The following is a 5,234-nucleotide window of genomic DNA, read 5'->3' as shown; positions in this document are numbered from 1 at the left end:
GCCCCGCCCCCCACCCACCCCGGGCGGGCCGGGCCCCCGCCACCCGGGCCCCGCCCACGCCTGCTTTCCCGCCGTCCCGCCGTCCCGCCGTCCCGCCGTCCGGTCGTCACGGGAGACGCGGCGATCCGGCACCTGGCCGGGTCCCCGTCTCCCGTGTCGCCACCGGTCCCGGCCGCCCACGGGCAGATCGAGCAACGGCGGCGGCGGTCCGGCCGGACCTTCCCCCAGCGGGAGCCGTCATCCTGATGACGTGAACGAGGAACACCTGCCGATCGGGCGGTTCGCCCGGCTGTGCCGGCTCAGCGTCAAGCAACTGCGCCACTACGACGAGCTGGGCCTGCTGACCCCGGCGTATGTCGATCCGGACACCGGCTACCGCTACTACCGGCCCGACCAGGCGCGCCCCGCGATGCTGATCGGACTGCTGCGCTCCCTCGACGTCCCTCTCCCCTCGATCGGACGGGTGCTGTCCGGCGAGGCGGACGCGCTCGGCGGCGTGCGCGACCGCATGGAGGCCGACCTGGCGCGCCGCGAGCGCAACTTCGCCGCGCTCGAACGCATTTTGGCCGAGGGCCTTCCCCGGCCGGAGGTGACGATCGTCCGCGAGCCCGCCCGGCGGGTGGCCGTCGTACGGGACACCGCGCCGCAGGAGCGGATCGGCCCGGTCACCTCGGCGTGCGTGGCCCGGTTGCTCGCGGCGACGGGCGCGCCGGACGGGATGCTGGTCGGCCTGTTCCCGCTCGACATGGCGGAGGAGGTGGCCGTGGCGGTCGCGCTGGAGACGTCCGAGGACGTCCCCGGGACGTCCTCGGACGTCCTGCCGGGCGGTCTGTACGCGTCGGCGACCCATGTCGGGGCGTACGACCAGATCCCTCTCACCGTGCACGCGTTGCTCGCCTGGGTGGGCGAGCGCGGGCACACGCCTCTCGGCCCGCTGCGCGAGGTGTACGTCTCCGACCCCGCCACCACGCCACAGGACCGGCTGGTGACACATCTGATGATCAAACTGGATGACCCGGAATGAACGGGTATCCGGCCGCCGACGATCCCGAAGTGGTCGGGTTCGGCCCCGCCCGGGGGCGCGCGTCTCCCGCTATCACCCCTGGTGGAAACCCGGAAGCCGTCCCGGCATTACGCCGGTCCCAAAATGCCAAAAGTGCCTGCATCAAAGTCAGGTAAGGATTCATCGGGATTCGTGGATTTCCTCTTTCGGGAGCCGTCTGACCGGGGTTGTTCCGGCCCCGGGACTCCTCGGCCCGAGGCTTCCCGGCGCCCGCCCACGGATGGCCAAAAATAAGTAAATTTCTTGATTCGTCGGAGTCTTCGAGGCGTCCTCGGCATGACTCCGGGTTCTTGGCCATCTGTCCGATTCTTTGATTCTCGTCGGACGCATCTATGGCCAGCGCTAGAACTTTGTTCGCATAATGACAAATTTAATGATTTAGCTATACGATCGCCGTTCGTGGTTGGAGTTGATCTTTCAGGAACCCGGTTGGCCGATGACCTGTTCTTTGTCATGCACGACAACGCGACCGGCCGGATGAGGCTTCACGCCCGCCTGACCGGTCTCGGGCTGGCCGCCGCCGTACTGGGAGAACTGATGCTCGCCGGGCGGGTGGGCGTGGGATCGGGGGCGGAACGGACGCGGCTCGTCGTCCTCGACGCGGCGCCGCCCGGGGACGCGCTCACCAGGACCGCCCTGGGCCACATCGTCGCCGAACCCTCGCACCGCTTCCGTACCTGGCTGCAGTTCCTCGCCCGTACGGCACTCGCCGACGTGGCGGCCCGGATGACCGCCGACGGGCTGCTGCGCCCGCCCGGCAGGCGCCCGTCGCGGAGACAGGTGCCGGTCGACGTGAACGTCGCGGGATGGCCCGTCGGACGCGTCAACCTGGCGATCCAGCGCCGTGAGCCGCTCAACGTCCAGGACCGCGTCCTGCTGGGGCTGCTCGTCGCGACCGGTGGCAACCACCTCGTCCTGTGGGAGCGGAACCCGGCGTACCTCTCCGCGGCGATCGCCGCCCTCCCGGCGCCGCTCCAGGAACTGATCGCCCAGACCGAGGCCGCCGTCGGCGACGCCGTCATCACCCGGCGGTGAGCACACCCCCCTCACTCCAAGGAGCCCCCCGATGTCCCTGACAGAGCAGAAAACCGGTGCGGTCTCCGCCGCGCTGGCCCAGGACCGCCTCGGCGTGCCCTCCGTGGTCTTCTTCGTCATCTCGGCGGCGGCACCGCTGACCGTCATCGGCGGTTCGGTGACCGCCGCCTACGCCGCGACCGGCGTAACCGGCGTGCCGCTCGCCTTCATCCTGCTCGGAGGCATCCTGGGCCTGTTCGCCGTCGGCTACGTGACGATGGCCCGCCACGTCGTCAATGCCGGGGCGTTCTACGCGTACACCGCGAAAGGGCTCGGCAGGCCGGTGGGCGTGGCGACCGCGTGGGTCGCGTTGCTGGCCTACAACGCGCTCCAGGTGGGTCTCTACGGCATGATCGGTGCGGCCGCCCAGCCGCTGATCGCCGACTGGTTCGGCAGCTCTCCGCCCTGGTGGGTCATCGGGCTGGTCGCCTGGGTGCTGACCGGGGCGCTCGGCCTCATGCGGGTCGACGTGAACGGGAAGGTCCTGTCGGTGCTGCTGCTGACGGAGATAGCCGTCGTCGTCCTGTTCGACATCGCGGACCTGATCAACCCGTCGGCCTCGGGCTACAGCCTCGACGTCTTCGACCCCTCGAACCTCTTCGTCCCCGGGATCGGAGCGGTGGTCGCGATCTGCATCGCGTCCTTCGCGGGCTTCGAGTCGTCGGTGGTGTTCTCCGAGGAGACCAAGGACCCGAGGCGCACGGTGCCGATCGCGACCTATGTCGCGCTCGCCGTCATCTCCGGGCTCTACGCCCTGTCGTCCTGGGCGATGACCGTGCCGATCGGCTCGGACAGGATCGTCGAGGCCTCGCGCGAGCAGAGCTCGAACCTCCTGTTCAACCTGGCCGGGCAGCACCTGGGGGCGACCATCGCCACCATCGGCTCGCTCCTCTTCGTGACGAGCCTCTTCGCCGCGCTGATCGCCTTCCACAACACGATCTCCCGCTACGTCTTCGCCCTCGGCCGGGAAAGGGTCCTGCCCGAGATCTTCGGCCGTACCTCCCCCCGGACCGGTGCCCCGGTCAACGGCTCGGTGGCACAGAGCGTCATCGGGCTGGCCACGATCGTCATCTACGCGATCTTCGGCCTGGACCCGGTCATCCAGCTGTTCTTCACCGTCGGGTCGTTCGGCGGCCTGGGACTGCTCATGATGCTGGCGGCCACCTCGGTCTCCGTGCTGGTCTTCTTCGCCAAGAACCCCCACGAGGAGAACGCCTGGCGGACCCGGATCGCCCCGGTCATCTCCTCCGTCCTGCTGCTCGTCGTCATCGTGCTCGTCATGCTCAACTTCGACACCGTGCTCGGCGTGGCCGCCGACTCCCCGCTCCGCTGGATCATGCCCGCCATCTACTTCGTCGCCGCGGGCTTCGGCGTCCTGTGGGGACTCGCCCTGCGGGCCGGCCGGCCGAAGGTGTACGCCAACATCGGCCTGGGTGCCAAGGCGGCCGTGGGAGGGAACGAGTGACCGAGATCATTCGCGTCCAGAACGCTCCCGGAGTCGCGGAGACCATCGGCGCGATCATCGCCACCTCCTTCCACGAGCAGGAGGTCTCGGCCTGGATGATCCCGCCGGACGACGACCGCCGCCGGGTGATGCCCCCCTTCTTCTCCATGCTCAGCGAAGGCGCCCTCGTCCACGGCGAGGTCCACGCGACGGCCGACATGTCCGCCGTGGCCGTGTGGTACCACAAGGGCGTCGAGCCGCTTCCCGAGGTTCCCGGCCGGGCCGCCAGGGTGGAGGCGTTCGCCGGGCCCCACGCGGAGCGCATCGAGCAGATGGGCGAGGAGATGGACAGGCGCCACCCCCACGAGCCCCACCACTACCTGGCGTTCCTCGCCGTGCTCCCCGGGTATCAGGGACGGAAGACGGGGACCCGGCTGCTGGAGGGGTACCACCGCGGGCTCGACGAGGCGGGGATCCCCGCGTACCTGGAGGCCAGCAGCACTCGCAGCCGCAGGCTCTACCTGCGGCACGGCTACCGGGATCTCGGTGAACCGCTGGTCCTGCCCGGCGGCCCGCCGATGTTCCCGATGTGGCGCCCGCCGAACCCCTGAGTCCGGAGCGCCGAGCCCAGGTCACCGGTACGCCGGGCGGCCGTCACGGTGATGCCCGGCCCGCGCCGCCGGGGACGTTCGCGGCGGCCGGACCAGGGTATGCGCCGGCGGATCCGCGTTTGGTCCGTGGAGAGGGGCATTGCCGCTCGTAATCGGGGTATCGCGGGGGTCCGCCATCGGTACGCGGCCAGGGAGGGCTGAGGTGGATCATCACAAGCAGGCGTTGTGGGTGCGGGTGACCCATCGCGGGCACTGCAGCGTGCTGGAGGTGGGCGGGCACCTGGACTTCGTCACCGCCCCCACGCTCACCGGGCACGTCAACGAGGCCTGGGAACTGAGCGCCGGTCCCCGCCTGGTGCTGGAGCTGTCGCAGCTGACCTTCTACGACTCCACCGCCCTGGGAATCCTGGCCAACACCCGGCAGCGCATCCAGGACACCGCCACCGGCCGGCTCCTGTTCGCGGGCGTCCCGGACGGCCTGCGGCTCCTGCTGCGACGCACCGGCCTGCTGCCCCGCTTCGAGCTGCGCGACAACGTCGAGCAGGCCGTCGCCGAGCTGCTCCCCTCGGAGTGAGGCGCCGTCCCTGTCTTCACGAGAACGGAAAATCTGTAGCGGTTGATGTAGACATTCGTATCGAGCAGGGGTATGGTTTCTGACGTCGCAAGGAACGGATCCACGAGGGCAGCGCAGGATACAGGCATCACGACGAGCTGCCCGGACGAGCGTGGACAGCAGGAGACAACGCGGTAAGGCAGTGAGGAAAAGGCAGAAGGTCGGACGTGCCAGGGCCGAGCGGTTGAAGGGTCCGGCCGTGGACGCGCTGCCACAGCGGTAATGGTGAACGAAGTCGCGACGTCGGACGTGCCGGGGCCGGCACAGCAGGTCAAGGGCTCTGGCCGTGGACACGCGGTTGCGGCAGGTGCCGCATGAAGTCGAATGAGCACACATAGCGAAGGGAGTGTTGAACGCCATCAGGATCGCCCGTTGACGGCTGATTCTCCGCCGCGCGGGTGCCGCAGTCCCACGGATTGGAAGGTGGTC

Annotated in this window: 5 protein-coding genes; all 5 read left to right on the top strand. The window is 69.6% G+C overall.

Annotated features, from left to right (window positions below):
* Positions 1-250 precede the first annotated feature (250 nt).
* Positions 251-1,024 carry a MerR family transcriptional regulator gene (locus tag AB0G15_RS43285; RefSeq protein WP_362851530.1) on the top strand — a complete coding sequence of 258 codons (774 nt, stop codon included), beginning with the start codon at positions 251-253 and terminating at the stop codon, positions 1,022-1,024.
* 468 nt (positions 1,025-1,492) lie between these two features.
* The gene (locus tag AB0G15_RS43280) at positions 1,493-2,098 is read left to right on the top strand and encodes a GPP34 family phosphoprotein (protein WP_362851528.1); all 606 of its coding nucleotides are present in this window, start codon (positions 1,493-1,495) and stop codon (positions 2,096-2,098) included.
* 31 nt (positions 2,099-2,129) lie between these two features.
* A complete protein-coding gene (locus AB0G15_RS43275) occupies positions 2,130-3,602 on the top strand; it encodes an APC family permease (protein WP_362851526.1) in 1,473 nt (490 codons plus the stop codon).
* The gene (locus AB0G15_RS43270; protein WP_362851524.1) at positions 3,599-4,192 is read left to right on the top strand and encodes a GNAT family N-acetyltransferase; all 594 of its coding nucleotides are present in this window, start codon (positions 3,599-3,601) and stop codon (positions 4,190-4,192) included. The genes AB0G15_RS43275 and AB0G15_RS43270 overlap by 4 nt, the downstream gene beginning before the upstream one ends.
* A gap of 202 nt (positions 4,193-4,394) precedes the next feature.
* Positions 4,395-4,766 carry an STAS domain-containing protein gene (locus tag AB0G15_RS43265; protein ID WP_362851522.1) on the top strand — a complete coding sequence of 124 codons (372 nt, stop codon included), beginning with the start codon at positions 4,395-4,397 and terminating at the stop codon, positions 4,764-4,766.
* The last annotated feature ends 468 nt before the right edge of the window (positions 4,767-5,234 follow it).

Origin of the sequence: Streptosporangium sp. NPDC023825 (assembly GCF_040639575.1) — a bacterium.
GTDB lineage: Bacteria > Actinomycetota > Actinomycetes > Streptosporangiales > Streptosporangiaceae > Streptosporangium.
The sequence above is the reverse complement of the archived record's forward strand: the minus strand, read 5'-3'. Positions and strand labels throughout refer to the sequence as shown.